3 protein-coding genes are annotated in these 2,157 nt (G+C 39.1%); 2 read left to right on the top strand and 1 reads right to left on the bottom strand.

Annotated features, from left to right (window positions below; all coding sequences use genetic code 11):
- Positions 1 to 24: 24 nt before the first annotated feature.
- Positions 25 to 1,035, bottom strand: a complete 1,011-nt coding sequence (locus IQ226_RS24675; protein WP_193899760.1) for an adenosine deaminase — start codon at positions 1,033 to 1,035, stop codon at positions 25 to 27.
- Between the two features lie 360 nt (positions 1,036 to 1,395).
- Between IQ226_RS24675 and IQ226_RS24670 the strand changes: the two genes are divergently transcribed.
- Positions 1,396 to 1,854 carry a pentapeptide repeat-containing protein gene (locus tag IQ226_RS24670; protein WP_193899758.1) on the top strand — a complete coding sequence of 153 codons (459 nt, stop codon included), beginning with the start codon at positions 1,396 to 1,398 and terminating at the stop codon, positions 1,852 to 1,854.
- Between the two features lie 78 nt (positions 1,855 to 1,932).
- Positions 1,933 to 2,157 (top strand): hypothetical protein (locus IQ226_RS25495; protein WP_228039670.1); only part of this gene is annotated, 225 nt, incomplete at its 3' end.

Raw genomic sequence — 2,157 nt, 5'->3', positions numbered from 1 at the left:
CCCATGCCCCCTGCCCCCTGTTCCCTACCTCAACAATCCAGTTAACAAAGATGCTGGACGTTGACTATGAGGCCAAGCAAAAGCATGACGGAAAGCTGCCTCTTGACAAGCTTGTAACTGTTGAAAATTGATAATGTCGTAAGTCAAAAGATTTTCATATTCAAACGGAAGACGCACATTATGTAAACCCGCATTATCCGTACAAATAGCGATATCTACCCCAGCTTCAAAACATCGGTCAAAAACCAACTTGAGTTGCCGAATATCCTGTAAAGTCCCAGTTTTTAAGTAAGTTGTCGGACAAACCTCTAAACATTGTCCTCTTCTGGCAATTTCTGACAGCAATTCAGGATACAAAAGCGGAACTTGGATTCCGTGACCAATTCGCATTAAATAGGGTAACAATTCTGAATAACAACCATCCTTAGTTTCATAAAGATGCCCTGTAGTGTTAATACCCAGTGAATGGGCATAATTATATAAACTAATCCATTCTTCCATGCGTTCATCATAATAGCGATCGCCACCAGCCACATCTATCGCACAAACATACTTTCTATTTTGCGCTGCCAAATCAATAATTGCCTTATTTACCTCAAAAGGCAAACGGGAGTGCATACAAAGAATTTGACTAGTAACAATCGGATAGTCGGGTACATAACTAGATTTACCCACAATATCCACAATTTCCGCCATTTTATCAATTCTTTCACCTTGACTCAAATGTTCAGGAGTTCGCAGATAGGGAGTATAGCGTAATTCCAAATAAGCCAAATTCTCAAAAATATAAGCACCACGTAATAAACGGTAAATGAAGTAAGGTAAAGTCTCCACCGTTTGCACACTTTCCACAAGGGTATGCAATTCTAGATATTCATCCAAAGTATTACGAGGACGAGTATAAAAATCTTCAAACTCTGCATATTCACCAAAGGGAGAAATCAACTCAGCATTATGACGCTGGAAATACCGCCATAGTACACGAGGTACAACTGAACCACCTAAATGCCGATGTAATTCTGCGTATAAAGCCATAGTGGTATTTCACCAGGAAAATTTCATCAATCTTAACAAAAACCACTATAAAAAACTAGGACTTAGGAATTGACGCAGTTTACCAATGGTCTAAGTAGGTTGGTGTTGAAAATTGTCGTTATGGCAAGGCAAAAGGCAAGAGGCAAGAGGCAAGAGGCAAGAGTGAAGAGGGTTTGGGCGATTTTACATTTCTTTACACAGTTTGGTTTTATTGTGTTCACCTACTTATTCCCAATTACTGATTTATAAAAAGAAATATCAAGCTTGTAGTTTAAATCAACATTTTTTAGCCAATTAGTGAGATAATGAATTTGTGAGGTAAGGAACGGACATAACTATATTGTGAGAGGGGGAAATTTTATGAAACTTCAACTATTAGCCGTTATGGCCTTGATAACTCCCCTGTTTCTAGCTAATTCAGTTCAAGCTGGCAGCCAAAAAGATTTACAGAAACTTTTGTCAACTAGAGAATGTGTCCAATGTAACCTATCAGGACTCAACCTCAGTGGTACTCATTTAATTGGTGCAGACTTACGAGGCGCAAATCTTCAGGGCGCTAACCTGACAAATGCTAACTTAGAAGGTGCTGACTTAACTGGGGCAAACTTAGCAGGTGCTAATTTAACATCAGCCTTTGTTACCAACGTCAATTTGAAAAAAGCTAACTTAAACGGCGCAAATCTTACCCGCGCCACAGTCAATGATTCCAACGTCTATCAAGCATCAATGGACAATCTTAACATTACTGATGCTGGTATATATAACACAGGAATCGGTATTGGTGGCGAGGATGGAGCTAACTTTCCTGATTGGGACTAAGTAGATTAACTAGGACTTACGCACTATACAAATTAGACATGATATGTTTTATGCGTAGGGTGCGTCAGATGGAAAAATATGGCTAATGTGGTTAAATTATGGGGTCTGACGCGCCCTACAAGAGGCGAAAAACCGCAATCCATCTTTAGTAAAAGTTGTCAATGCGTAAGTCCTATTACAGCAGTTTGCGATCAAGTCCAGTACAAAAATAGCTATCTAAATAGGGTCAAAAAACAATCCACAATGATTAAACCAATTGAGAGCATTTTCATCAGTAATAGCATTAACCGCCATAGTAATTGC

Origin of the sequence: Dolichospermum sp. LEGE 00240 (genome assembly GCF_015207875.1) — a bacterium.
Classification (GTDB): Bacteria; Cyanobacteriota; Cyanobacteriia; order Cyanobacteriales; family Nostocaceae; genus Dolichospermum; species Dolichospermum gracile.
Note: the sequence above shows the minus strand (reverse complement) of the source record. Positions and strands in the feature narration are given on the sequence as shown.